25 protein-coding genes are annotated in these 25,859 nt (G+C 39.2%); 9 read left to right on the top strand and 16 right to left on the bottom strand.

The genetic code is table 11. From position 1 onward, the window contains the following. Nucleotides 1-16: 16 nt before the first annotated feature. The 3 genes from QNH48_RS02850 to QNH48_RS02840 form a co-directional block, all read right to left on the bottom strand. The gene (locus QNH48_RS02850) at nt 17-733 is read right to left on the bottom strand and encodes a M50 family metallopeptidase (RefSeq protein WP_283953678.1); all 717 of its coding nucleotides are present in this window, start codon (nt 731-733) and stop codon (nt 17-19) included. A gap of 179 nt (nt 734-912) precedes the next feature. Further along, nucleotides 913-1,581 carry a PspA/IM30 family protein gene (locus QNH48_RS02845; RefSeq protein WP_283953677.1) on the bottom strand — a complete coding sequence of 223 codons (669 nt, stop codon included), beginning with the start codon at nt 1,579-1,581 and terminating at the stop codon, nt 913-915. Nucleotides 1,582-1,586: 5 nt separating this feature from the next. Next, on the bottom strand, nt 1,587-1,994 hold the full coding sequence (locus tag QNH48_RS02840) for a hypothetical protein (RefSeq protein WP_283953676.1): 408 nt from the start codon (nt 1,992-1,994) through the stop codon (nt 1,587-1,589). A gap of 204 nt (nt 1,995-2,198) precedes the next feature. Here QNH48_RS02840 and QNH48_RS02835 point away from each other — a divergent pair, with 204 nt between their 5' ends. After that, nucleotides 2,199-3,395 (top strand): MFS transporter, encoded by a 1,197-nt coding sequence (locus tag QNH48_RS02835; protein ID WP_283953675.1) that lies wholly within the window; start codon nt 2,199-2,201, stop codon nt 3,393-3,395. A 36-nt stretch (nt 3,396-3,431) separates the two neighbouring features. Here the strand turns inward: QNH48_RS02835 and QNH48_RS02830 are convergent, their stop codons facing one another. Both QNH48_RS02830 and QNH48_RS02825 read right to left on the bottom strand, forming a co-directional pair. After that, on the bottom strand, nt 3,432-4,430 hold the full coding sequence (locus QNH48_RS02830) for an HAAS signaling domain-containing protein (protein WP_283953674.1): 999 nt from the start codon (nt 4,428-4,430) through the stop codon (nt 3,432-3,434). Continuing rightward, on the bottom strand, nt 4,430-4,765 hold the full coding sequence (locus QNH48_RS02825; protein WP_133371392.1) for a PadR family transcriptional regulator: 336 nt from the start codon (nt 4,763-4,765) through the stop codon (nt 4,430-4,432). The genes QNH48_RS02830 and QNH48_RS02825 overlap by 1 nt, the downstream gene beginning before the upstream one ends. Nucleotides 4,766-4,955: 190 nt before the next feature. Between QNH48_RS02825 and QNH48_RS02820 the strand changes: the two genes are divergently transcribed. Then, on the top strand, nt 4,956-5,456 hold the full coding sequence (locus QNH48_RS02820) for a DinB family protein (protein ID WP_283953673.1): 501 nt from the start codon (nt 4,956-4,958) through the stop codon (nt 5,454-5,456). Between the two features lie 50 nt (nt 5,457-5,506). Here QNH48_RS02820 and QNH48_RS02815 read toward each other — a convergent pair whose 3' ends face one another. Beyond that, on the bottom strand, nt 5,507-6,604 hold the full coding sequence (locus tag QNH48_RS02815; RefSeq protein ID WP_283953672.1) for an amidohydrolase: 1,098 nt from the start codon (nt 6,602-6,604) through the stop codon (nt 5,507-5,509). Nucleotides 6,605-6,961: 357 nt separating this feature from the next. Here QNH48_RS02815 and QNH48_RS02810 point away from each other — a divergent pair, with 357 nt between their 5' ends. The 5 genes from QNH48_RS02810 to QNH48_RS02790 all read left to right on the top strand — a co-directional run bounded on the left by QNH48_RS02810 (nt 6,962) and on the right by QNH48_RS02790 (nt 11,739). Next, nucleotides 6,962-7,498, top strand: coding sequence for a ribonuclease H-like YkuK family protein (locus QNH48_RS02810; protein WP_095247933.1), 537 nt, complete (start codon nt 6,962-6,964; stop codon nt 7,496-7,498). Between the two features lie 186 nt (nt 7,499-7,684). Further along, nucleotides 7,685-9,013 carry a UDP-glucose dehydrogenase family protein gene (locus QNH48_RS02805; RefSeq protein ID WP_283955664.1) on the top strand — a complete coding sequence of 443 codons (1,329 nt, stop codon included), beginning with the start codon at nt 7,685-7,687 and terminating at the stop codon, nt 9,011-9,013. A gap of 21 nt (nt 9,014-9,034) precedes the next feature. Then, nucleotides 9,035-9,559, top strand: coding sequence for a phosphatase PAP2 family protein (locus tag QNH48_RS02800; protein WP_481858480.1), 525 nt, complete (start codon nt 9,035-9,037; stop codon nt 9,557-9,559). A 35-nt stretch (nt 9,560-9,594) separates the two neighbouring features. Next, the gene (locus QNH48_RS02795; protein ID WP_283953670.1) at nt 9,595-10,737 is read left to right on the top strand and encodes a glycosyltransferase family 4 protein; all 1,143 of its coding nucleotides are present in this window, start codon (nt 9,595-9,597) and stop codon (nt 10,735-10,737) included. 18 nt (nt 10,738-10,755) lie between these two features. Beyond that, nucleotides 10,756-11,739, top strand: a complete 984-nt coding sequence (locus tag QNH48_RS02790; protein ID WP_283953669.1) for a metal-dependent hydrolase — start codon at nt 10,756-10,758, stop codon at nt 11,737-11,739. Between the two features lie 529 nt (nt 11,740-12,268). Here QNH48_RS02790 and QNH48_RS02785 read toward each other — a convergent pair. Both QNH48_RS02785 and QNH48_RS02780 read right to left on the bottom strand, forming a co-directional pair. After that, entirely contained in the window at nt 12,269-13,312 is a 1,044-nt protein-coding gene (locus QNH48_RS02785; protein WP_283953668.1) for a cytochrome-c peroxidase, read from the bottom strand. Between the two features lie 187 nt (nt 13,313-13,499). After that, complete coding sequence (locus tag QNH48_RS02780) at nt 13,500-14,840, bottom strand: alkaline phosphatase (RefSeq protein ID WP_283953667.1); 1,341 nt, start codon at nt 14,838-14,840, stop codon at nt 13,500-13,502. Between the two features lie 304 nt (nt 14,841-15,144). Here QNH48_RS02780 and QNH48_RS02775 point away from each other — a divergent pair, with 304 nt between their 5' ends. Then, the gene (locus tag QNH48_RS02775; protein WP_283953666.1) at nt 15,145-15,921 is read left to right on the top strand and encodes a GNAT family N-acetyltransferase; all 777 of its coding nucleotides are present in this window, start codon (nt 15,145-15,147) and stop codon (nt 15,919-15,921) included. A 28-nt stretch (nt 15,922-15,949) separates the two neighbouring features. Here QNH48_RS02775 and QNH48_RS02770 read toward each other — a convergent pair whose 3' ends face one another. From QNH48_RS02770 to QNH48_RS02760, 3 genes are all read right to left on the bottom strand, one after another. Further along, on the bottom strand, nt 15,950-16,354 hold the full coding sequence (locus tag QNH48_RS02770; RefSeq protein ID WP_283953665.1) for an acyl-CoA thioesterase: 405 nt from the start codon (nt 16,352-16,354) through the stop codon (nt 15,950-15,952). Nucleotides 16,355-16,511: 157 nt separating this feature from the next. Further along, nucleotides 16,512-18,890 (bottom strand): M14 family zinc carboxypeptidase, encoded by a 2,379-nt coding sequence (locus tag QNH48_RS02765; protein WP_283953664.1) that lies wholly within the window; start codon nt 18,888-18,890, stop codon nt 16,512-16,514. 502 nt (nt 18,891-19,392) lie between these two features. Further along, nucleotides 19,393-20,889 (bottom strand): PAS domain-containing sensor histidine kinase, encoded by a 1,497-nt coding sequence (locus tag QNH48_RS02760; RefSeq protein WP_283953663.1) that lies wholly within the window; start codon nt 20,887-20,889, stop codon nt 19,393-19,395. Between the two features lie 193 nt (nt 20,890-21,082). Between QNH48_RS02760 and QNH48_RS02755 the strand changes: the two genes are divergently transcribed. Further along, nucleotides 21,083-21,568, top strand: coding sequence for a hypothetical protein (locus tag QNH48_RS02755; RefSeq protein WP_283953662.1), 486 nt, complete (start codon nt 21,083-21,085; stop codon nt 21,566-21,568). A 75-nt stretch (nt 21,569-21,643) separates the two neighbouring features. On the opposite strand, the gene QNH48_RS02750 is transcribed toward QNH48_RS02755, so the two are convergent. From QNH48_RS02750 to QNH48_RS02730, 5 genes are read right to left on the bottom strand one after another with little or no spacing between them, the layout of a single operon-like run. Next, nucleotides 21,644-21,949 (bottom strand): antibiotic biosynthesis monooxygenase family protein, encoded by a 306-nt coding sequence (locus QNH48_RS02750; RefSeq protein WP_283953661.1) that lies wholly within the window; start codon nt 21,947-21,949, stop codon nt 21,644-21,646. Nucleotides 21,950-22,000: 51 nt separating this feature from the next. Next, entirely contained in the window at nt 22,001-22,948 is a 948-nt protein-coding gene (locus tag QNH48_RS02745; RefSeq protein WP_283953660.1) for a siderophore ABC transporter substrate-binding protein, read from the bottom strand. A gap of 19 nt (nt 22,949-22,967) precedes the next feature. Further along, on the bottom strand, nt 22,968-23,729 hold the full coding sequence (locus QNH48_RS02740; protein ID WP_283953659.1) for an iron ABC transporter ATP-binding protein: 762 nt from the start codon (nt 23,727-23,729) through the stop codon (nt 22,968-22,970). After that, nucleotides 23,726-24,676, bottom strand: coding sequence for an iron chelate uptake ABC transporter family permease subunit (locus QNH48_RS02735; protein ID WP_283953658.1), 951 nt, complete (start codon nt 24,674-24,676; stop codon nt 23,726-23,728). The genes QNH48_RS02740 and QNH48_RS02735 overlap by 4 nt, the downstream gene beginning before the upstream one ends. Further along, a complete protein-coding gene (locus tag QNH48_RS02730) occupies nt 24,669-25,619 on the bottom strand; it encodes an ABC transporter permease (RefSeq protein WP_283955663.1) in 951 nt (316 codons plus the stop codon). The genes QNH48_RS02735 and QNH48_RS02730 overlap by 8 nt, the downstream gene beginning before the upstream one ends. Nucleotides 25,620-25,859 lie beyond the last annotated feature (240 nt).

The following is a 25,859-nucleotide window of genomic DNA, read 5'->3' as shown; positions in this document are numbered from 1 at the left end:
TAGAATCTCCTTTTAATCAGGTGATAAACTTCTCCATTATCTGGATGATTTCTAACAACTCAAATCTTATCATAGCCACCTTAAAATTGAGAACTTCGTTGAAAATAAAATATGCTGCATAGAGCGACTGGCCAAGTAAGGCAATTCCACAAATAATAGCTGGTATCCTTGCAATTTTTGCTAAAGCGCCCTGTTTTCCTTCAGTCCTAAAACTTTGTCTAATTACTTGGAAGGCATTTATGATGGCTTGAATGAGAATAAGTGAGGATAAAAAGATACTTATATGCATAATAGCTAATTCATTTCTGAAATACAGTGGTACAGCTAATAGCGCAACAAATGATAACGCCCACAAAATCCCGAAAAGGTTGCGAATCCAAAGTAAAATAGAGATTACCATTAGAGCGATAAAGAAATAAATAACGAAATGAAACTTATTCAATGACAGTAAATAAAATAACCCCATTGCTAGTAACAATGTACCCGTATACCCTATATAAACAATCATTACCTTCTGGATCTTCGAATTGACAATACTTGTTGTCTCACCTGAGCCGTTTTTATATAATTTAATTTTATTAGATTTTCCTTCTCTCGTGGCAACCACTGCTAAAACATGAATAATCTTTTCTATTAGTGTATTACATAGGGAAAAATAAACTCTAAACATAGGTAGCCTGCTAATTGCCAGCGCTGCCGTCAAATAGATCAGAATAAGGCTAGTAGTACTCACGTTAATTCTCCTTTCCATTTGTATAAAGAGGCTGTGTTAAACTTGGCTGTTGATTTGTGCTACAGGCGCTTCACCTTCCGCACAAATCAACATTGCAAAAATCTATTTACCTGTAACACAGCCTATAAAGAAAAAGAAGCACCAATCCTGCAAAGTGTGCTTCCTTTCTCTCGTTATCCTTATAATGTCACTTTTTCACGTTTTAGTTTTTCAATTTCCTTTTCGAGTTCTTCTTCTCTTACATAGTTTTGGAAAACAGCATCATGCTGCGCTAAAGGGCTGGTGAACTGGCTGCCCGCTTGTACCTGAGCCTCCATCAACATAATACGCTCCTCCGCACGTGCAACACCTCTTGCGATGTTATCCGTTTGAAAGGAAACAGTCGCTTTTTGAATTTGTTTAATCGACTGAGCAACATTTGCCCGGGAAGCTAATAAAATTTTCTTATGCTGTAATTCATTATAGGTTTCCTTCAACTGATTCAATTTTTCTACTAAGATTTGGGTCTGCTCTTTGATTGCCTCCAATTGCTGCTGATACAGGTTATACTGTTTTTCATGAAGCAGCTTTTCCTGAACCGCTAATTTCGCAATTGTATCCTCTTCTTTTTCAATGGCTAGTTTCGCCTGACGCGTTCTTTTTGATATCACCTCTTCTGTTTCTAGCAGTAAAAGGGCTTGTTTTTTCTCCACAAGGTATTGTTGTGATAAAGCTTTTTGACCCTTTAGAATTTCCTGCTCCAATTCTCGGGAATATTCATTCAACATTGCAATTGGATCTTCCATCCCATCTAATAATCCATTAATTTCAGCCTTCGTGATCGTTTTTACTCTTTTAAAAATACCCATTTTCTTTATTCTCCTTTTTTGCTTATATTTTTTTCCCACTGGTCTAGCATGCTTGCATTTTGATTGACGATTGGAATATGTGAACCTGTTACAGGTGTTTCAATAAACTGTTGCATAGCTGAATTTTTTGCTTTCCTTCTAACCCATCTCACGATTAGAACTACAATGGCTAGTCCAATAATTAGAAATAATATGAGTCCAAGCCATGAAAATTCTCCGCCGTGATGAGGGCCATTCATAAACTGGTGGTGTCCCCTTCCGCCATGGTGCCCCCGGCCTTCAGGTCGAAACCCATTTTGGAACACAACATTGGTTTGATTTCCTCCTAAGAAATGCAGAAAGAAATTAATTACAACCAGTGCTGACGTAATCATCACACCCCAGAAAATGGCTAGTTTAATTCTAGTATTCATCGCTATTTTTCCTCCTTTCGTTCTTGATAGTTTGAAGTTTATATGACAATGGTGAAAACTTGGTGAAAGGAGGACAGGTAATATAAATTTTAAAAAAGAATTTGTACTCCTCTTAAAAGAAAAAGTAGTTATTCTAATCTATTAACAATTAGATTATGATAGTGTTTGAATGCGAATTAATTTAAATGATTGAGAGGCCAGCTTATGTGGAAAAACAGAAATGTATGGATTATTTTGGCGGGGGAATTTATCGCTGGTCTTGGGTTATGGCTTGGGATTATTGGAAATTTAGAGTTCATGCAGGAAAAGATACCTTCTGATTTCTTAAAATCACTTCTTATGGCTACCGGGCTGGTAGCAGGTATTGTCGTTGGCCCTTATGCGGGCAAAATTACCGACCAAAAAAGTAAAAGAACAGTCATGCTATGGTCGGGGTTACTGCGTACGATCAGTGTCGTCTTCATGCTAATTGCGATAGCTACAGGATCTGTTTGGTGGATGCTTGTATTTTTTGTTTCGATTCAGATTTCTGCTGCCTTCTATTTTCCAGCACTGCAAGCAGCGATTCCTCTTATTGTTAAAGATAAGGATTTACTCCAGCTCAATGGAGTTCATATGAATGTATCCACCCTTTCACGGATCATCGGTACGGCCGTTGCTGGGATTCTCTTGGTACTCCTTCCCTTATCCATGCTCTATATCGGTTCATTAGTTGCCTACCTAGGATTACTTATCCTAACTTGGTTCTTAAACTTTGAGGAAAATAATAATATTTCTCCAGCAAAGAAGAATACAAATGGAAAATCGAGTTTTAAAGATGTATTACCTGTGATTAAGGGTCTTCCGGTTGTCTTCATGACCCTATTAATGACACTGGTTCCACTTTTATTTCTAGGCGGATTCAACCTTTTGGTGATTAACATCAGTGAACTCCAGGATAGTTCCGCTATCAAAGGCTGGATTTATGCAGCTGAAGGAGTTTCCTTTATGATTGGTGCGTTCTTCATTAAAAAAATAAGTGACAAACTATCTTCTTACACCATTTTATTTAGCAGCTCGATCCTCGTCGGTCTGTCTCAGCTTCTGCTTTATTTTGCGGATGTTACCTTTGTAACAATAGCAGCATTTCTGGTTTTTGGTTTTTCTGTTGGCTGCTTCTATCCAACAGCATCTACCATATTTCAAACAAAAGTACCGAAGGATTTCCACGGAAGATTTTTCTCGTTCCGTAATATGCTTGACCGGATTGGCTTCCAAATCGTGCTGCTTTTAACTGGATTCTTTCTGGATTTCATCGGACTACAGTTAATGTGCGTCCTTTATGGTGGACTAACCATTCTTATCACTATCATCTTCTATATAAAAAACAATCAACTTCGTACGGTACAACAGGAGAATTAATGATGAAGGCACCATCCATTTGGATGATGCCTTTTGTTATTTTTTTATATTAGCTTTTCGAAAGCCTTGGTATACATCAACTACAGCAAATAATAGGAATGAAAATATCGCTCCCCAGGAAAACCAGTTATCAAAATCACCAGTGAGACTAAATAGATCAGTCATATAGGTAACAAATGCTGGATTAAATAATTGATTGTTGCTAATGATGACGATAAATACAATCGAGGAGACACCATGCATAACCGTATTGAGCACTGCAATTTTTCTAGTCCATTGACCCGTTGTCAATTTATACATGTCTAAGGCAATCTCCAGTCCAACAACAACCACCACCAATGGCCAGTAGGACAACAGAACCTCTTGATTGAAGGTTGGCGTTACAAATTCGAGACCATTACTTCCTTTTTCATAGACTCCTAGAAGACTAGCTGCATTGAAATAGACACTTGCCCAGATTGCTGTCCAAAGCAATCCAAGAAACACTTCCACCTTTGATATAGCTTTTTCCTTTGGAATATAAGGAATATTATTTAAGTCATCTGGCGTCCACTCTTTAAAACATGCTGTTAATGGCGTCTGACTATTCTTATGGTCTGTTCGTTCAATAATCGCAAATACCACCGTTAACCAGAAAAACACTTGAATACCAGTGCTCACTATTCCCCAAATCCCCAAACCTATTGCGTCTAATAGTACATTTAAAACCGCTTCCTCCCCAGAATAGGAAAGAATCGTATTGGCTATCAATGAAATCAGGGAAATTACTACAGCAATGGGGAGAATTATTTTTAGCAGATTGATATAGACATCAAAGTAGCGTGGACCTATTAAATGCATGGGACGATCTAGGTATCCGCTCGCCAGGAGGGCCGGATTCCCCATTTTTTCAAGGACCGGCTTAACATCATCCTCAGTGTATTCATCCGGAAGCATATCCTCAATTGTTGAACGAAGCTCGAGTGCAATATCCTCTCGACTTTTCTCTGGGAGCCTGCGAGTAACCTCTTGAATATAAAGGTCGATCATTCTCATCAGTTATCCTCTCCTTTTAATAATAGGGAAAGCTCTTGCGAAGTCTTTTCCCATTCTTCCTTTAATTGTTGATAGATATCGATACCATATGGTGTTAACACATAATACCTGCGTGGTCTGCTTTCAGTTGTATCCCAGCTGCTTGTGACTAACTCTTGTTTTTCCAGGCGGCGAAGCAACGGATATAGTGTACTCTGTTCAATCGAAATCCCACATTGTTCTAATAATTGGACAAGGGAATATCCATATTGTGGTGTACGCAGCTGACTTAACACCGCCAATGTTAATGTCCCTCTCCTTAGCTCAGTAGTTAGTGAATTTAATAAGGTACTCATTCATCCATCCACCTCCTTTGTTTTTTTAAGCTGTACGTCATACACTATACTTTATACTATGTATCATACACTATTGTTGTTCATATAACAATTAAAAATCAGTAATATTTTTCCATTTTGATTAGAAGGAATATTTTTTATAAAGGTGAATATAAACAATATTGAATGTTTATTTAAGGAGTGGTTGGCCATGAGTATAACTGTAGTGGAGGAACTAATTGCAACAAGGAATAGGTTGTTAAGGGAAGTTTCTGATTTAAGCAATGCAGATTTAAATAAAAAGCTTGACCCTGATACGTGGAGTGTTGCTCAGGTGTGTCATCATTTGTACTTATCTGAAAGCATCTTCACACAAGCGATTATTTACGGGCTTAATAAAAGTAACGGGAGAAAAGCAGAGCCTGTACCCGTTCAGCTGGCAGCTGAACGCACTCAGAAGGCAAAAGCACCCGATATCGTGGCACCAGGGGATGATCCTTTGGATTCTGAACAGATTAAAGAACTCTTAAATTATTCTAGAAGCATATTTTTCGAGTTTTATAATCAATTAGAAGACAAGTCCGTACTAGCAGAAAAATCAGCCAAGCACCCACTCTTTGGTTATATGCCATTAGACCAATGGGTCGAATTGATCTACCTCCATGAAGAGCGGCATATCGAACAAATCAAGGAAATTAAATCTTTGTTATAAAAAAAACGGTGCCTGTCACCAAATTAGTTTGGTAACAGGCACCTACTTTTTTACGCTCTCAGCAGCGTTTCAGCTAAAATACGTGCTCCAAGGTCTAGGGATGATGGATTAAAGGACATTTTAGGATGATGTAAACCTGGTTGAAGATCTGCCCCAACACCGATCATTGATGCCTTTAAGCTTGGATTCTTTATCGTATAAAAATGAAAATCATCGCTGCCAGACGTGATAACGGGTGGTGCAAGCGCCTCACTGCCGGCAATATTTCGAATCGCTTCTTCCACAATTGCTTCTGCGTCAGCAGAAACCTCAGCACCAGGAGTAAAATCGCTCCATTTCCATTCGATATCCACCCCATAAAGGTCTTTTAAGCTGTTCATTCCATGGTCTATTTGATCCTTCAGTTTTTCTAAAACTTCATTTTTCTGCGCCCGGACATCAATTGCAAATTCCGCAGAACCTGGGATAATGTTTAAGCTCTCTCCGCCAGCGATAACTTTTGTAAGTTTTGCAGAATAGGCTTCAAACGGTGATAGATAAATTGATTTGACGAACTGATGCAGTCCAACAATCACGTCTAGAGCGTTTTTACCTTGGTGCGGCCTGGCACCATGTGCATCTTCACCGAGGACTTTACCTTCTAGAAAGATTGCCGCTCCGTGATGAATCGAGGCAGAAACTCGTCCCATAGGAAGCTCTTCTATTGGTCGAAGGTGGATACCGAATAAGTGGCTGACGTTATCGATAGCTCCCCTTTCAATCATCGCAATTGAACCATTTCCTTTTTCCTCTGCCGGTTGAAAAATAAAACGCAGCCTTTTAGTGAGACGCTGATCCTTCAAATAAAGAAGAGCTCCAAGCACCATTGAAATAATGGCGTCGTGACCACAGGAGTGATTCCCCTGCCAAACTCCGTCCACCTCCTGCCATAAAGCATCTATTTCCGCCCGGACTGCTATCACTTCTTCTCCCTCGCCGAATTCCGCTATAAGCCCGGTTACATCAGAAAAACGAGTGTATTCTATGCCAAGATTATCTAAAATATCTGCAATTGCTTGGGTTGTTTTAACCTCTTTCCAGCTAACCTCGGGATGAGCATGGAAATGTTCAAACCAAGTCAAAATCTGTCTTTCAAAATTTTCCGCCAATTTTACGCACTCCTATCCACAAAAAAAACTAATAAAGTCATATTACATCAAAAGAACTTGTTCCTACAATGTTTTTTAAAAAGGTGACAGGCACCACAGAAAGACACTTTCCACCCCAGGTGGACAGTCTTATTGTTTTTTTGATTACTCAAAGCAAACCTCACACAATATTTACGAAAAGTTAACCTTCTTTCATATATAATCCTCTAAACCTTTTAGTCATCGTGTATATCACAAGGGACAACTTTGTATGCTGCATGTCCGATTCCTGTTGCACAAGAATAATTTTAATTCCATAAAATAATATTAAGAAAGTAAGAGTCATTACTTCTAGAAAGGAAAGATGTGGTGTTCTAAATGAAAAATTATCAGGTTTTTGATTATTCGTTTCAGAATCTTCGTGAGAAAAGCATGTCATTTGAAGAGGTATTCGAAAACATTGTAAAGTTCATGAACATAGCGCCAAGCGGGAATTATCGGTTGATGGTCGGGACGGATTCACAGGTTCATAAAAGACATACCATTTTTATTACGGGTATTGTCATTCAAAATGCGGGTAAAGGGGCTTGGGCTTGCATAAGGAAGATTGTAATCCCTAGAAAAATGACTCATCTGCATGAGAGGATTTCCTTTGAACTTTCATTAACAGAGGACATTGTTGCCTTATTTACTGAGGAAAGAAAGGATCGGTTAATCAATATCGTCCTTCCCTTTGTCTATCAGGGAGCAACTTTCACAATGGAGGGCCATATTGACATTGGTTCTGGAAAACGCAACAAAACCAGCGAGTTTGTAAAAGAAATGGTAGCCCGCATGGAGTCGATGGGTGTGGAACCAAAGATTAAACCAAATGCCTTCGTTGCTTCCAGCTATGCAAATCGGTACACAAAATAGGGACCTGAGCCATGTTGCGTTCACCAAAAAACGCACCAGGGCTCAGGTCTTTACTTTATTAATGCGAACAAGCGCTGGCTCCCTTCATACTATACAAAGTCTTTACACTCTCTTAACACTAGGTTAAGAAAAAGTTCAAATTATTCAGATAGAATATAACAAACCACTATTATTTGGAGGGATATGATGAAGATTACAGTTGCAGGAGCAGGAAATGTTGGGTTAGTTACAGCAGTTTGCTTTGCTGAAGCTGGGCATCAAGTAACCTGTTTAGACACTCAAAAAGAGAAAATAGAAATGCTTGAAAAAGGACACATCCCATTCTTTGAGCCTGGACTGGAATCTTTATTAGAAAAGAACCATTCCAACGGTCAACTCTGCTTTACTACGAACCCGAACCAAGCATACTCAGAGGCCGATATCATTTTTATTGCAGTTGGAACTCCTGAAAAGAGAGATGGGGCAGTTGATTTATCTTATATTTATGCGGCTGTTTATACCATTGCTAACACAATAAAGAAAGACGTCATTGTCTGTACTAAAAGCACCGTTCCCGTTGGAACAAATGATATGATCAAGCAAATTTTCCAACAGCGCAAGCCTCGTCACCTCAAAGTTGATGTAGTATCCAATCCTGAATTTCTTCGCGAAGGTTCAGCAGTAATCGATTTCTTTGTAGGGGATCGAATCGTAATTGGCACAGATAACCCTGAAACAGCATCAATCATGGAACAGCTCTACCTTCCATCAAAGATTCCGTTACTCTTCACAGATATTCGGAGCGCAGAGATGATTAAATATGCTTCCAATGCCTTTCTTGCAACGAAGATAAGCTTTATAAATGAAATTGCCAATCTCTGCGAAAAAGTGGGGGCAAATATTGAGGAAGTCTCTTATGGGATGGGCTTGGATAAACGGATTGGGACTTCTTATCTTCAGCCTGGAATTGGCTATGGAGGTTCATGTTTTCCAAAGGACACAAAAGCGCTCGTTCAGCTAGCAGGTAATGTCCATCATCCCTTCGAGTTGCTTGAGTCCGTCATTAAGGTAAATCAGTATCAGCACTCCCTTCTAGTGATGAAGGTAAAAGAAAGAGTCGGTTCACTAAAAGGAAAAAAAGCAGCCTTACTTGGTCTTGCTTTTAAACCAGAAACAGACGATATCCGTGAAGCTGTTTCTTTAACAATTATTAAAGAATTACTCGAAGAAGGCACAGTGATTACTGCATATGACCCGATGGCAATTCCCAAAGCACATAAACTAATAGGAAATTCAATTGAGTACACAACCAATATTCGTCATGCGCTGAGAGGGGCCGATTTTGCTGTCATTGCAACAGAATGGGACCAAATAAAGCACCTTCCCTTGGATGTGTACGCGGCCTATATGAAGGAACCGATTGTTTTCGATGGCCGAAATTGCTATTCCCTTAAAGATGTCCAACGGTACCCGATTATCTACGTATCGATTGGCAGACCAGCTATTGTAAATGTAAAGCCTGCCCCACTACATTAATTAAAGGGAGACACTGTCATGATGAGAAAAATCCAAACCTTATATCAATTCGAATGCAAAGTCTTTCAACAGATTAACAGCCATTTTGATAAAAGGATTATGAATCTCTTTTTCCGTACGATTACTCAAATTGGCGGTGCTCTCTTTATAAGTGCAACAACATTATTACTCGTCATCTTTACAACGAATCAAACTAGACTTACAGCGATTTCAAGTGCCGCCGCCTTAGCTCTAAGTCATATACCTGTTCAACTGGTTAAAAAGCTTTTCCCGCGAAAAAGGCCTTATCTACAAATTGAAACAACAAAAATCTTACCTAATCCTTTGAAAGATCATTCTTTTCCATCTGGTCATACAACAGCTGTTTTCTCAGTTATTGCTCCATTTTTAATCCATATACCTTTATTAGCTATTGTTCTTCTTCCTATAGGGCTTGGTGTAGGAATATCGAGAATCTATTTAGGGCTTCATTATCCTTCGGACGTTATTGCAGGGGGGATTCTAGGAGCGAGCTTCGGAAGTCTCTGTTTTTATTTCGTATCCTAGAAATGATTCGGATTTTCACAACAGGAGGGGCTAATATGAAAATTGCTATTTTCACAGATACCTTTTATCCGGAAGTAAACGGGGTTGCAAACACACTCAAAAAATTTACAGACTATCTAGATACTCAAGATATTTCTTATAAGGTTTTTGCACCCATTTCCGTTTCAAATGAATATATTTCAGACCATATTCACCGATTTAAAAGCCTATCGTTTTTCCTTTATCCTGAATGTAGATTAGCTTTTCCTAACATCCTGCAGCTTAAGGCAGAAATAGAGCAGTATTCTCCAGATCTGATTCATGTCGCAACTCCTTTTACTGTTGGTCTTTCCGGTGTTTATTTTGCAAAGAAATTAAATATTCCCCTTGTCGGCTCTTATCACACCGATTTCAATGACTATTTACATTTTTATGACCTTCAATTCCTAACTAAACCTCTTTGGAAATATATGAAATGGTTTCATGGTTCTTTTAAAAAGCTCTTTGTACCTTCTATTGATACGCTTGAAAAACTAAATAACCGCGGTTTCAGGAACCTAGAAATCTGGCCAAGAGGTGTAGATTGCGAAGTCTACCATCCTTATTACAAAAAAGAAATTATTCGCAATCGATACGCCATTTCTGAGAAATACATTCTTACTTATGTTGGCAGACTCGCCCCAGAAAAGGATTTAAAAACGCTCATGAAAGTCGCTGGCTCTTTACCTCCTGAAATAAATGACCACGTACATTGGCTCATTGCGGGCGATGGTCCGCTGCTTGACGAGCTTAAAATGACTAAAGTTCCAAATATGACCTTTACTGGCTATTTGAAGGGTGTTGAATTAGCCGAGGCCTATTCAGCAACAGACCTATTTGTTTTTCCCTCACCCACTGAAACCTTTGGAAATGTTGTTCTGGAAGCTCTTGCAAGTGGGACACCTGTGATCGGGGCGAACGCTGGCGGAGTGAAAAATATTATTTCGACTGGCGTTACCGGATATTTGTGTGAACCGGGGAATGCAGAGGATTTTATCAAAAATATTCTCCACTTGTTAGACAATGAACCGTTACGAGTTCAATTGGCGGGAAACGCTAGGAAGTATGCACTTACACAAAAATGGGATCAGATTTTTGAAGAAGTTATTAACCAATATTCTTATGTTATCAATGAACCCGCCAAAAAAATATATGCTTGAAGCTAAGGGGGAAAAGTAATGGATACATTTTCTCACATTATCATTGGCTTCGGCCTTGGTGCTCTTGCTCAAATTGACCCTGTGGTTACAAACAATAGTGCCTTATCGGCAGCCGTCCTAATCGGAACAGTAGTGGGATCTAACGCACCTGATTTTGACTTTATGTATCGTTTGAAGGGGAAAGGCAGTTATTATCGAAATCACCGGGGGTGGTCACACTCACTGCCGGCAATCCCTATATGGAGCATACTTACTACTTCAGCTATTTTGCCATTCTTCCAAGTCAACTCTATCTCCCACTTATTCTTATGGATTTTGCTTGCCGTTACATTACATGTTCTTTTAGATTTGTTTAATGTAAATGGTACACAGGCATTACGCCCGTTTTCTAAAAAATGGCTGTCCTTAGATTTCCTTCCTTTAGTTGATCCATATATCATTATGCTCCATGTCCTCGGATTTAGTTTGCTTCCCTTTTTTGATACAGGGAGAGTCTTTTCTTTCGTTTATTTAGGAATTGTCTTTTACCTTTTCATTCGGTTTCTATCTACTCATTATACGAAATGGAAGCTTAGCCAGCATTTCCAAAATGCGTTGCAGATAAAAATGATTCCTAAAACAGCAGCTTTCCACTGGAATATTATGATTGAAACAAATCAGGATTTTTTATTTGGATCTTATTCGCAAGGAGAATTATGGATAGAACATACTTTTTCAAAGAAAATAGACTATCCAGGATTGGTATTAAACAGCAGTATGGATCATCAGGTTGATAACTTCCTTAAAAGCACCAATTTTGCCTACCCGTTTGTTCAAAAAAGAAAAAATGGCTATTTTATTTACTGGAAAGACCTGCGTTTTCGGTCCAAGAAATTTTTTCCGAAGCTCGCAATCATGTTCATATCTCTAGATAATCAGAACCAAGTTTCCTATACTGGCAAACTAACTTCTATTAAACAATACAAAAAGGTCATTAAAAAGTTGGAAACATCCATAAAATAAATGCCTGAGCCCCCTGCTTATTGGGGGCTCAGGCATTTATTTTTTTGGCTCTGTTAAACTTGGCTGTTGATTTGTGCTCCACTAAGGAATGCTTCTTCGAATAATCACCACAGGGACAGGCGGTCTCTGCACTGTCCCGAGGCGCTTCGCTTTCCGCAGGCGGTTCGGGTAGCCTGTCTAGCTGCAGCGCCTATCCCCTCGAGTCGCTTCGGTCCCAACGATGAAGTCAAAGAACGACTTCATCGTCAGGCCCTCCAGCACTTGTCGGGGCTGTACAGGCGCTTCCGCTTTTCCTACTCCTCGGCGCTAAGAGAAAAGCGGGGCCTCCCCTGTCCGGTCCTCCTGCAGGACATTGATTTACATCCTCGAAACTGCCCACGCGCGAAGAAAATGCGATAGCATTTTCGAGGAGTCTCGCGCCTTCCGCATAAATCAACAGAGTGCCGAAATCAATAATAAGCTTTAACATAGCCATCTTTTTATGGAAGTTCTGGTTGCGTAAACATCGGCGGCTCTCCACTTAAGGTTTTTAGAAAAGCCAATAAACCGCTTTTTCTTGGTTTGTTAAGCCAATAGGACTCATGAATTTTTGGATAAAAAAGCTCTTATTGGGATGGTCATCGCCGCCGCGGTCATAGTAATCAATTACTTCTTCAAGTGTAGCAAGACTGCCATCCCTCATATATGGTGCAGTATGCGTAATTCCATATAATCCAGGCGTGCGAATTCGGCCTAAATCCTCTTCTTGCTCTGTAACCGCTTTTCGGCCTTCGTCTTCAGTATTGAGACCGATATTGTAAAAATTGTTATCAGATAGGTTGGGTCCATTGTGACAGGTCACACAAAAGGCTTTTCCTGTGAACAATCGGAGGCCGCTTACCTCTTGTTTCGTTAATGCCTCTGTGTCCCCTTCAAGGAACTTATCGTAAGGAGTGTCCTTTACAACAATTTGCCTTTGGAAAGCAGCTAGAGCTTTTGCAATATTTTGTTCTGTTATTCCGTCGTTAAAAGCCGCTTGAAAACGTTCTTGGTACCCTTTGATGGCTGATAATTCTTTAATAAGTTCATCCAGCTGCTGGTTCATCTCATTGGGATTTTGAATGGGACCCAATGCCTGCTCCTCTAGAGATGCGGCTCGCCCATCCCAAAAGTTGTACGTGTAATAACCGGAGTTAATTACAGTTGGGCTGTTCCTAGCACCATTGTCACCTGTATATTTATCAAAAGTCGGTTTTGCGTCGCCATAACCCAAACTCGGGTCATGACAAGTAGCGCAGCTAACTTGGTTATTCCCTGAAAGTCTCGGATCAAAAAATAACGTTTGCCCAAGTTCAAGCACTTCGGGCTTCTTTGGGTTATCCTCAGGAATCGGTATATCTCCTATAGGTACAAGTGTCGTATGATTTCGAAGGCTGTCTAGAAGCTCTTCAGGAGTAATCTCACTGTTTTGTGCTGCCACTTGCTTTTCTGATGGAAGATTAGTCGGAGCCTTTACCCTCTCCTTCTCTCCACATGCCGATAATCCAATACATATTAATAAAGTAATAACTGCGCCCTTCACGATTCTCTTCATATTTAGAGTGCTCCTCTGGTTTTAATATCTTATCACCATTATAAAATTGGTTTTAATAAAAAAGAGCACCCGAATGTGAAGAAATCAGCAAACAATTTCAGAAAGGACTCTCCGCCTGAGGTGGAAAGTGTCCACGGGCAGTGCCTGTCACCGAATGAACCTCTCGGTGACAGGCACCATAAAGGCGTCATTTAAGAATGTCAAAGATGATTTTGGCGTGGTCGGTGTTGTCGATTTGCCCTTTGAAGCGTTCACTTCCTGGTCCGAAGGCATAAACGTTTACGTCTTCGCCTGTGTGTCCTTTTGTTGTCCAGCCTGTGAAGGAACGAATGTTAATGATTTCTTCAATGACATTGTCAATGTTTTTTACTTTTTGTGTTCGTGCTGCACTTTCGACTAATTTTATTTCGTTACTTGTTAAAGGAAAGTCGATATATTTCGTTAACGTATCTTTCACATTTGCTCCCTTAGCTATTTTCATAGCGATATAATCCGGTGTCCGCTTTACTGCTTTTATCACAGAACTAAACCAATTATATTGCCCTTGTGACCCTATCGTGAATCCCCCTGTTGAATGGTCAGCTGTTGCGATCACCAATGTATGTCCATCTTTTTTCGCAAAGTCAATGGCTGCCTTAAACGCCTTCTCGAAGTCTTCCATTTCACTCATTACTCCCACGACATCATTATCATGTGCTGCCCAATCAATTTGACTTCCTTCTATCATTAGAAAAAATCCTTTATCATTCTTACTGAGTCTCTCAATCGCTGAACCTGCCATATTCGCTAGGGAAGGAACGCTCTTTGGCCGATCAATCATTTTCGGGAGGCCGCCATTTGCAAATAGCCCTAATACCTGGGGATTATGGTCGTTCTTCATCTCCTCGAGGTTAGTTACATAGCTGTAGCCATCTTTAGCAAACTCACCTACTAAGTTCCTATCTTTCCTGATAAACCAGCCTGATCCACCGCCAAGTAATACATCTATCTTATGATTACCATTTACTAAATCATCATAATAATCATCCGCAATCGCGCTCATATTTTTCCTTTGAGCAACATGAGCACCAAAGGCTGCAGGGGTACCATGTGTAATTGGCGCAGTGGCAACGAGCCCTGTTCCTTTCCCTTTTTCCTTTGCAGCTTCAAGGACTGATTTTAATTTTGAGTGATCATTTCCTATTCCAATTGCTCCATTATGGGTCTTTACACCGGTCGCCATCGCCGTCGCCGAAGCAGCAGAATCGGTCACATTATACCTGGGATCATTTGGAAAGGTCGTCTGTTGGCCAACAAGATACGGGCCAAATTCTGTTGATTCTAGTTCTATGGTGGCCGGGTTATCCTTTAAGTAACGATATCCTGATGTGAAGGAAACCCCCATCCCATCACCAATAAGAAATATAATATTTTTAATTTCCCCATTTCCTTCATTCACAGTGACGGCTCCGCTGGTACGAAAAGAGGATGCCAAAATAAGGGATAAGCTGATAACCATCATAAATATCCACTTTACCAAAAGTTCCATATTCCATTTTCCTCCAGATGTAGTAAATGCTATTTATTATGGTTAGATGATAAAAAAATTATCCATTTGAATACTTTCCATCAAAAATATCATCCAAAAACTCTCTATAAAGCAGAAAGGATTGGGACCAAATCTGGTACCAATCCTTTGTTTGGTTGAAGTGTCCGCCTGAGGTGGACAGTGTCCACGGGCGGTGCCTGTCACCATCATTGCCACCATCACAAATCTTTCGAAAAATCAAAATAAAACATCTATTAACTAGGAAAAAATTAATATATGATTAATTTTTAAAAGGAGGTTTTTTATGGATAGAGACACAATTATAAATCTTTATAATCAACACTTACGGATTGAACTGATTGAGCCAGATTCTCTAATGGAACGGACTGATTCTGTTATTAGGAAGGTTTCGTTAACGACTGAACCAGGGTTTATCTCTTATTCGAAAATGGATGAAACGAGTGCCGACCGTGTCATAGAGGAGCAAATTGCTTATTATAAAAACTTAAAGCAACAATTCGAGTGGAAGGTTTTTGATTACGATCAACCTTTAGATTTAATAGAGAGACTGCGAAAGAAGGGCTTTACACTAGAAGAATCCGAGGCACTCATGATTTCTGACTTAACTGAAACAAATCAGCTGCTTCCTACTCCGATTCTTCCGGAAGTAAGAAATATTATGACGGAACAGGAAATCTGGGAAATTATCAAACTAGAGGATGAAGTTTGGAACCACAATCACCAGGATTTAGGTGAGCGTCTTATTCGGGATTTTAATGACAGTTCTGCTAACCTTTCCCTCTATGGGGCCTTTGTTGATGGAAAATTAGTTAGTGCAGCTTGGATGTATCTTCATGAAGGCACACCATTTTCAAGTCTTTGGGGAGGTTCAACCTTAGCTGATTACCGCAAGAAAGGCTTTTACAGTTCGCTCCTAGCAATCCGTGCACGTGAAGCTGTTGAGTGCGGTTATCCGTTACTTACGGTCGATGCCAGTTCTATGAGCAAACCCATTCTTGAAAAGCATGGGTTCCGCTGTTATGGTTATTCAACACCATGCATGTCACCAAAATTTGAATAAGTATTTAAAAATCCCTAGGAATCGAATCCTAAGGATTTTTGTTTAATAAATAGACTTCTAAATCTAAAGGCTCTTCCATAAGCTTGCGAATTTCATTTGGAACGGTAACTTTCGTCCTTTTTTCACGGTCAATGGTCGCTAGAACAACCTCAGCAGTAACGACCTGTTCATCACGCTGATTCATCACTGTCTGTTTGAGTGTGAAACTAGTATTCCCCACCCGTTCAAGCAACGTTCGAATACGAAGCTTATCTTGGTTGAAGATTTCTTTCTTAAAATCGGCACTAATATGTACTAAAACTGATTCTACACCAATAAATACACTATATTTATACCATTCAGAACGCGCGTCATCCAGATAATCATATAGTTTTACATTACTCACATGATAAAAATCCGATTGAGCTATAATTTCCCTTTCTATATAAGCCATCCAACCATCCCCTCATAACTTGATATGATATATGTATTTCGCTTTGTATTGTTGTAATACCTGCATAAAAAATGAAACCCAATTCAACGCTGAATCAAATACAAAAGACGCTTGGTTTCATCCATTCCAAGCGCCTTTTTATGTTTATATCATTCTATCATTTTTCAAATATTGCATTGGATATGAGTCTAAACAAGTAGTCGGTATGGTCTCGGAATCCTGCTTCTAAACCTATTAGAGTAACGTCTTTATTTTCCTCTTTTACAATGACAGCCTGACCTTTAGCTGAGAGTTTATTCGTTCTCCAATGCCCTGCTACAAAGAAGTCATCAGAGTTCGCTAATGTAGCAGCAACTTCATCATTTCCAGTAACCTTATACCATGCTGGGCGGTAAACAAATCCAATATCGTCCTGGTCATAACCTGCAGTTAATCCCATTCCATCGTAATTAACCTTCACAATACCATTACTGTTTGATCCAGCAGTATTAATCATGTTATCGGTCAAACCTAGTGTTTTAGTTGCACTGGATGCTCCAGCACCTATGGCAATGTATTTTCCTCCATTGTCAACAAAACTGGTTACATTGCTTTTAAAACTTGAAAATTGATCCACATCTTGGAACCCAAATTCTTTGTTTGCTTCAGATAATTTAGTAGAAATCAGACTCTCTGTCCCACTGTAAACAAATACATCAAAGCCTTCTAAACCATTTTCAGCAACTTCCACAGGCGTTACTTCCGTAACCTCGAAACCAAGCCTCTTCAAGGCAAGTTTTGTCCCGCTGTGAGACTGGACTTTCCCCATGCCGCCATCCTTCAGAATGGCTACCTGCAAGCTTGATACTTCGCTTACATCCTCTGGCACTTTTGCAACGGATCCAATATGCAAACCAGACTCTTTCACAGCCGCTGCTATTTTATTCGCAGCAGCACCTGTATAAAAGTTACCCTCTCCATCACGCGAAATAGCTACTCCTTGGTTAAGCAAGTTATTTACTAATTCAACCGCCTTTACAGAACTGTTTGGAATCACATAAGGACCTTTACCTGTAACAGCACCTTGAACGGTCACTTGATTTACCTGTTTGGCTGTAACATCTACAGGACTGTACGTCTCAACCGCTTCAAAGCCCCAAAGCTCCGGCAAACTCCATGCGGAAATATCATACATGGCCGGTGTATCGTTTGAGATGTCTTCACCATCCCATAGCATCGTGTTTGCTAAACCTGCCTTGGCTTGATCCATCTGAACAAGATAAGTTCCCTTTGGATATATTTTGCCATCAACAGTAAATGCCTTCGTTGCTTCTGTCACCTCAATATCATTCTTAAGTAAATGGTTGACAGCCTTGTTTGTTACCGTAGGGTCTTTTTCATCAACGGGCAAAATATAAGCATTCGGGAAGAATCCTTTCTCATGGAAAGGGTGATCAAAGTTAATACCGCGTTTAAACATCTCGATTTGGTCTTTAATCATTGCTTGTTTATTTTCAGTGGCAAAATTCAAGGCACCCATAATCGCATTATACATCCAGCGGACCCCATCCAAGTCATTCGTTGGAGCTTCTAGCGTATGGCCGTAAGCACCATGGTACATCGCATACATCGGTGTGAAAATTGGCGGATAATCGTCCCAGCCAGCTGCATCATCACGCTGCGGTACGTATACTCCCTCCATGCTTTGATACAAATTCCCTGTATAACTTTCCTTATTTCCCATAATCTCTGCTTCCATTGCTTTTGCCTGATCTACTGCCCACTTATTATAAAGGTCATATTCATAGTTAGGATTATGAGGAGGCGTACATGGTTCAATTAGTCCTTGCAGGTTAGGTCCATAATTTTTCACATAGCCATGGGTATCAAGAAAAACCATCGGATTCCACTCTTTAATTAATTCAACCGTTTCTTGGGTTTCAGGCTGAGATTGAGTGATAAAGTCACGGTTCAAATCAATACCTTCCCCGTTAAATCGAGTTGCGTCGACACGGCCATCTGGGTTTTGTACGACGTTAAAAATAAGAATATTATTCTCTAAAATATTTTTCGTTTCTGCATCATTTTGTGTTGCAAAACGTTCAATTAATTGGATAACCGCATCACTTCCTACAAATTCGGTACCATGAATCGAGCCATTAATCATTATTGGTACTTTAAAATCAGGATTATTCTCAATCCAATCCTGAGCCTTGCCAGGATTCTTGAACATTTGTTTTCTAAGAGACTGGAATTTTCCGAACTTGCCTTGTGTAGTTGGATCTGCAATCGTTACCACATAAAGGGGATGACCATCCGCAGATTTCCCACGAACTTCTACTTTTACACGATTTGATTGTTTTTCAATCGCTGTCAATTTAGCCCCAATTTGAGATAATTTCATAAAATCATAGTTTTCACTATTAAACTTGCTAGCATCCTGTTCCTCCACCACATTCACATTCGTCCATTTTGGGCCCTCTGCAAAACCTGTTGAAAAGGGGACTGCGGTAAGTAAACTAACTACTAGAAGACCTGCAATTTTTTTCTTCTTCATAAAAGAACCTCCACACCTATGTGTATTTTTATTAAAAAATATGTATTTTTATAACATAGAGTTATTTTAATATTGCGTGTATTAAAATACTATCCAACCTTTCTCCTGAAAATAGTAAAAAAATAGGAAGAAAGTTACATTTCCTCACTCTTCACAGCTGCATACATTTAGGATAAAAATATTACCTTTTACACACAAGAAAAAAGTTCCCAAGGAAGCTTCCCAAGGAACTTTTGATTCTAGTTATTTAATCCGGCAGTTTTTGCATACCTTGATTGTTTGGTTTGTTTCTGTTTTATAGGGATATAACAGCTTAATTCTTGTCCTTCCACACAAAGGACATGTCCCGCGGCCCCTTGATGGCAGGTAGTTGATCGTTTTCCCTCTGTTCCTCTTCGCCATTTTCAATCCATCCTTATCTATAATTAATCTTGTCTCTTTATCTAATGATGGACTGGCATAAAGATTGATAGGCATTTAATTGTTTTTCAACAAAATAATATTAAATACAGTCTAATTCGATTTTTACGGTTGTTCCTTTTCCTTGCTGACTGTCTATTTTCATCGTACCGTCGTGTTCTTGAACGATTTTATTGCTTACAGTTAATCCTAGACCGATTCCCTTGTCTTTTGTTGTATAAAATGGTGTTCCCAAATACTTTAAGAGTTCTTTATCTATACCAGGACCTTCATCCTTAAAAGTAATAACCACTCGCTTTTTCTTCCATTTTCGTATACCTATCGAAACATTCCCTCCATTGGGCATCGATTCAATTGCATTTTTCAATATATTTACAAAGACTTGTTTGAGTTGATTAGGAGAACATTGAAGTTCAAGATTGTCTTCTTTTGGATATTTAACCGTAAACTGGACATTATCAAGCATCGCTTGTGGACGTAACACATTAATCGTACTATCTATGATTGAAATCAAATTCCCTTGTTCAAATTGAATAGCCTGAGGTTTAGCCAATGACATAAACTCATTGACAATCATATCAATACGATCTAATTCATCTGAGATAATGGATAAGTATTCATTTTGTTTTTCAGATGGAGTCGACGTTTTCAATAGTTTCGAAAAACCTTTCAAGGATGTCAAGGGATTTCTGATTTCATGAGCAACACCTGCAGCTAATTGACCAATAATGGAAAGCCGATCTAAATTACGAAGTGCCTTATCATTTTCAATACGTTCGGTGATATTTCTTCCAACCGTAACATAAGATTCTATTCCCATATTTTCATTGTAAACTGGAGAAACCGTTGTCTCTGAATAAAAAGCTTTATTGTCCTTTGTTTTCAATTTTAGTTGTATTAGCTGAGGTTCTCCCGAATCATGAAGGTTCTTCGACATCCTTTTTAATGGTTCTTGTTCCTCTGCCTGGATAACGTCCAGCACATGCTGACCTATCAACTCATCTGGGGAAAATCCCAATACCTTTTCATGAGATGGAGAAGCATAGACTATCGTCTTATCCTTTGAATAAACCTTAATTAAATCCGAAGCATTTTCGGAAATTAATTTATATAACTCACGTGTCTTTTTTAATTCTCTTTCCATATTAATCTCTTTTGTGACATCACGAAATATAGCAATTGTCGCAATAATACCTCCAGTTGAGGTCCGTAATGGTGAGTAAGAAACGGCAATGTCTAGGAGGTGCCCATTCTTATGGTGAAATTGGGAAATAAGATTAGGGAAGTCCTGTCCATCTTTTACCTTTAACATAATCCCATTTAGAAAATCTGGGTTAGGAAACTCATCAACACATCTTCCAATCACATCATCCTCTGTATACCCAAAAATCTTTGTATATATCTGGTTGATTCGAATGAATCGATTCTCCATATTTGTAATACAAATACCATCTACCGTGCATCTAAGAAATAAATCCAGCAGCTCATCAGGATTATATAAATCCGCAGTTCCTGCTCTGCCAAAAATCGGGTAACATTTCGCCATGGCAATCTCTCCAAACAAATCATAATCCTTCATTCTCCATTTTACAGAATTGTAAAATAAATAAAAGATTTTTTTTAGAATGGGTGACAGGCACCACACGTGGACACTGTCCGTCTCAGGTGGACACTCAAAATTTAGTTTTTCCGATTAATTAGGCTTTTTTGAATTTTGTTCATACATAGTGGACTTCCAGTTGCTCATATAATGGTCGGGTGGAGGTGGAGTTATGGTTAAGCGCGTGTTGGCTCTGGTGGTATTTGGTTGTTTACTTGTTTTGGCTGGATGCGGGGGGCCGGTCCAGGACGACATTTTGAATTATATAAATAAGGAATTGAAGACTGCACAGGAACTGGAGGATAAGGCTGTTGCGGCTTATGAAGGTGTTGCGGGGGCCAATTATAAGGATGACCCAACCATGCATGATGCCCTGGTTAATGAGGTAATTCCGAACTATACTGAATTAATTAATGAACTAGAGAGCGCAAGTATTGAAAGTGATGAATTGAAAGAAATCCATGAGATATACCTTTCTGGGGCAAATCTTCAGCTAAGTGCCTTTGAAAAAATTAAAGAAGCTATAGAGAAACAAGATTCAAATATGATTGAAGAGGCCAACCAATTATTAGAAGAAGGTCGTCTGCAAATTGAAGACTATAATAAAAAGTTAGATGCATTGGCAAAAGAAAATAACGTGGAAATTGAAAAGAAATAAAACAAAAGAGGCTGACAGAATGCGATCACAGCATGTGACCATTCATGTCAGCCTCTTTCGACTTCATTTTTGAATTTATCCTTTTACATAATAAAGATCATGGCTGGATTCAACAACATACTCAGGCTTCTCTGCCTTGGGCTTCGCCTTATGACCGGCAATATGCTCTGGGCTCTTCTCCCAATTCTTCCAATCCTCTTCAGATTCCCATTGAATCATAACCATAACTTCCTCTTCACCGCGACGAACCTTTTTCACCAAAATCTGTTTTCCAATGTATCCAGGCCGCTGAGCCATCAAGCCGCCACGATTTGAAAAGTTCTCGACTACCTGCTCACTAAATCCCTCTTTTACGACAATTCTTCTAACCTGATAAAACATAAATTATCCCTCCTTATAATTAAAGCCAGGTATGTAACCTGGCTTTAAATTTTATAATGACTTTTCGATTTCTTCAGCCATAAGTTTTACAGATTGTAATCCGCCACCGCTTAGGTACCAAGCATCTGGATCTAAGTAGATGATTTTATTTTCTTTGAAGGCAGTGGTCTTTTTGACAAGTTCATTTTCGATTACTTTTTCAGCACCGGCTTCGCCGCCTACTGCTGTGTTACGGTCAATAACAAACAATACGTCTGGATTTGTCTCCATAATATATTCCATGGTAATACTTTGACCATGCGTTGAAACCTCGATTTTCTCATCTGCTGCTCCGAAACCAAAGACATCATGAATGACGCCAAAACGTGAGCTTGGTCCATAGGCACTTACTTTTCCTTCATTTGCTAAGACGATTAACCCTTTTTTATCAAGTGCCGAAGCTTTTTTATTTAACTCATCAACGCTTGCTTTAATCTCTTCTACTCTGCTAGCCACTTCATCCTTCTTGTCAAAAATGTCACCAACAAGGTTCATGTTTTTCTCAAATGACTCCATGTATTTTGTATAATCTAATTCCACATAAACTGTTGGAGCAATTTCTGCAAACTGATCGTATAATTCAGCTTGGCGAGTAGTGATGAAAATAACTTCCGGCTGCATCGCATGAATCGCTTCAAAATCAGGCTCTTTTAAGCTGCCAACGTTCGTATATCCTTCGCCAGCGTATTTTTCTAAGTAGGCAGGGACTGCTGTCTGTGGAACTCCAGTTACTTCCACACCAAGTTCATCTAATGTGTCTAAAATTCCAAAGTCAAAAACAACTATTTTCTCTGGATTTTTGTCAATTTCCACCTTGCCATACTTATGTTCAATCGTCATTTTTTCAGCCGCTGCAGGTTTTGCATCGGTTGTTTCTGTTTTGCTTTCTTCCTTAGACCCACAAGCTGCTAATAATAAAATCATTGATGCCATTAAAACTAAAAAACTCCACTTTTTCATCCTTAAATCTCTCCTTTTTTCATGAGCTAAAATAAACACAAATTCTGCAGCCATCCATTTTCTGAATGGGAATATCCATATCGTAAATCTCTTTTAATGCGGCTGATTCAATAATTTCTTCTGTAGGTCCATCTTTCACGACCTTACCATCCTTCATCGCTACAATACGATCAGAGTAAACAGACGCAAAGTTGATATCATGAAGCACGATGACAACGGTTTTACCAAGCTCATCAACCAGACGGCGCAGTATTTTCATAATTTGAACGGAATGCTTCATATCTAAATTGTTTAAGGGTTCATCAAGCAAAATGTACTCTGTATCCTGCGCAATAACCATCGCGATAAATGCACGCTGCCTTTGACCACCTGATAACTCATCTAAAAAGCTATCCTGCATTTCGGTTAGGTGCATATATTCAAGTGATTGATCAACCATCCGTTCATCTTCCTCCGTCAACCGCCCCTTAGAATAAGGAAAGCGTCCGAAGGATACTAGTTCACGAATCGTCAAACGAACATTCATGTAATTGGACTGTTTTAATATCGAAACCTTCTTGGCGAAATCATTAGACTTCATCTTTTTCACATCAAATTTGTCAATCAGCACTTCACCAGTATCTGAATCAAGAAGACGGCTTACCATTGATAGTAAAGTCGATTTGCCTGCTCCATTTGGACCAATAAAGCTCGTGATCTTCCGCGGCTGAATATCAACGGTTACATCCTCAACAACCGACTTTTTACCATATAACTTTGACAAAGCTCGGACTTGAATCATGTAGCTTTCCTCTCCTTTAGCAGTAAATAGATGAAGTACACTCCACCAATAAAGTTAATAATGACACTTAACGTTGTTGAAAAAGTAAAGACTCTTTCAACCACCCATTGCCCGCCAACAAGGGCGATGATGCTCATGAGAATCGCACCAGAAATCAGTACGGTGTGTTTGTAGGTTTTGAAAAATTGATAGGACAAATTGGCAACAATTAAGCCAAAAAAAGTAATCGGTCCTACTAATCCAGTCGAGATTGAGATGAAGACTGCTACAATCACAAGCATTTTTTTGACAATCGAATCATAGGGAACCCCTAAATTAATCGCAGTATCACGACCTAAGGATAATACGTCTAAATACTTTAAAAAGCGCCATGCATAGATCATTACAAGGCAGACAATCGCAATGGCCAGCCAGACTAAGTCTGAATTAATATTATTGAAACTCGCAAACATGCGGTCTTGTACAATCTGAAATTCATTTGGATCAATCAATACTTGGAAAAAAGTAGAGATACTTGAGAAAAACGTTCCTACAATGATTCCTACAAGTAATAAAAAGTAGATTGGCTGATTGCCCTTTTTGAAAAGAAACTTATACAAAAAGAGTGCAAATACAATCATTACAGCAACAGAGAGTAAAAAATTCACCTGTTTATTGACTATCAGCATATGGCCGGAGCCTAAAAAGAAAATAATTAATGTTTGTAAGAGCATGTAAAGGGAATCTAATCCCATGATGCTCGGTGTTAAAATTTTATTATGGGTAATGGTCTGAAACACTACCGTTGCATAGGCGATTGTGACACCCGTTAAAACCATTGCCAGCACTTTTATCGTTCGTTTTGGCAGGGCGTATCCAAAGCTTCCGTTTAAATCATGAAATAAATAGATGGCACAAGCCCCCGCAGCGATCAGTGCGAGTATGGCCAATTTTACTGAGTTACGCATATGCCTTCCTCCGGAACAGTAAGTATAAGAAAATTCCGCTTCCGATTACACCAACCATGAGACTGATCGAAATCTCATATGGATAAATGAGCACCCGGCCCAATATATCGCAAATCAGAAGGAAAATAGCTCCAAGGAGTGCGGTATGCGGCAATGTTTTTTGTAAATGGTCGCCTTTAAAAATGGATATGATATTTGGAATAATCAAACCTAAAAACGGAATGATCCCCACTGTCAAAACAACCGTCGTGGTCACCAGTGCAACCAATATCAGACCAATATTTACAATCTGGCGATAAGCAAGCCCAAGATTTTTTGAAAAGTCCTCACCCATACCAGCCACAGTGAAACGGTTAGCATAGAAATAAGCAATGATTAATATCGGAAGACTTATGTAAAGTAGTTCATATCTTCCCTTCATAATCATTGAAAAATCACCCTGAAGCCAAGCAGACATATTTTGAATGACGTCAGCACGATACGCGAAAAAAGTCGTTACCGAAGACAAAATATTCCCAAACATCAACCCAACAAGCGGGATGAAAATAGCATCTTTAAACTTGATTCGATCAAGAATTTGCATAAACAAAAATGTACCTGCAAGTGCAAAAGCAAAGGCTACTGCCATTTTTTCAAGCATGGTTGCATTTGCAAACAACAGCATTGAAACAAGGATACCAAGCCTTGTTGCGTCAAGAGTTCCTGCCGTCGTCGGTGAAACAAATTTGTTTCGGCTGAGCTGTTGCATAATCAAACCTGCAATACTCATCCCAGCTCCTGCAAGCAGGATTGCTATTAGCCTTGGCAGTCGGCTGATAAGGAAAATCTGGGTCTCCTCAGATTGGAAATCTAACAAGTCCAATGGTGATATACTGCTAACCCCAACAAACAAGGAAACAGCAGATAAGAGTATTAATCCTAGTAGTAAATATCTTTTCTTCATCATCGCAGTCCCCAACATTTCTATTATTCTCTCATTCTCATTCTAATTGAGAATTCTTATCACTTAGAAAGAAAAATAAATGACATTGAAAATCATTATCAACGTCCTATACATTTGATTATAATCAGTGTAATTTGTATAGTCAATAAACAATCGAGAACTATTTTCACTTATTTCTGAATAATTTGTGACATAAATATGGTGTTAACCTCGTAAATCTTCAATAGAGCGCTTTACTTT

The sequence above is a fragment of the Neobacillus sp. YX16 genome (genome assembly GCF_030123505.1).
In the GTDB taxonomy this organism is placed as follows: domain Bacteria; phylum Bacillota; class Bacilli; order Bacillales; family Cytobacillaceae; genus Neobacillus.
The sequence above is the reverse complement of the archived record's forward strand: the minus strand, read 5'-3'. Positions and strand labels throughout refer to the sequence as shown.